This window comes from Vibrio sp. 704 (assembly GCF_033339295.1).
The window spans coordinates 1-809 of record NZ_JAWOUH010000295.1 but is presented as its reverse complement, the minus strand read 5'-3'; the positions used below and the strand labels follow the sequence as shown (position 1 = coordinate 809).

The 809-nt window shown below is 46.2% G+C and carries 1 protein-coding gene; it reads left to right on the top strand.

All coding sequences use genetic code 11. From position 1 onward, the window contains the following. Window positions 1-809, top strand: an 809-nt coding sequence (locus tag R7R24_RS26020; protein WP_318120014.1) for a CorA family divalent cation transporter, incomplete at both ends; no start/stop codon positions are given.

Below are 809 nucleotides of genomic sequence, written 5' to 3'. Positions count from 1 at the left end.
AAGGCTTCATCCCGATATTCGTGGCTGGCTAGAGGACAATCACGTACCACGTGCGACGGTCGATCATCTGTTAGCCGACGAGAGCCGACCATCTTTCCATCCTTTGGATGACGATAACTTCATGCTGATCTTACGAGGCATCAACATGAACGAGAATGCGTCGCCGGAAGACATGCTCAGTATCCGTATTCTCTATTTTCAGGGCGCACTGATCTCGACTCGTAAGATCCCATCACGTGCAATCATGGAAATTCGCCAAGCATTAGCAGAGCACAAAGGGCCGAAAAGCCTGGCGAGCTTACTGAATCAAATCATCGAAGGGTTGAACGGCAAAATCGACTTGTATCTCGACACCATCGAAGAAACGTTAAACGAGTTTGACGTCAATGATGAGTCAACGTACAACCACATTGCGGCACAAAAGGCGCTTATTTCCATCAAACGTTTTATTCGCCCTCAACAATATGCGATTCGTGATTTGATCGAGTCAGAGTCAGAATTGGTAACATCAAGACCTCACCAATATCGCTTCGCGCATAACAACATTACTCGCATCAACGAAACGATTGAATTTTACCTTGGCGAAGTAGCGCTTTTCCAAGACGAAATCAAACACAACCGAGACGAGAAGACCAACAAAAACAGTTACCTGTTTACTTTAGTTGCCACCATTTTCTTACCAACCAGCTTCCTAACAGGACTACTTGGTATCAACATTGGTGGCATGCCGGGCGTAGAATCCTCCATGGCGTTCACTTGGTTCTGCATCGCTTTGATTGTGATCTTTGGCCTAGAGTGGTTGCTGTTCA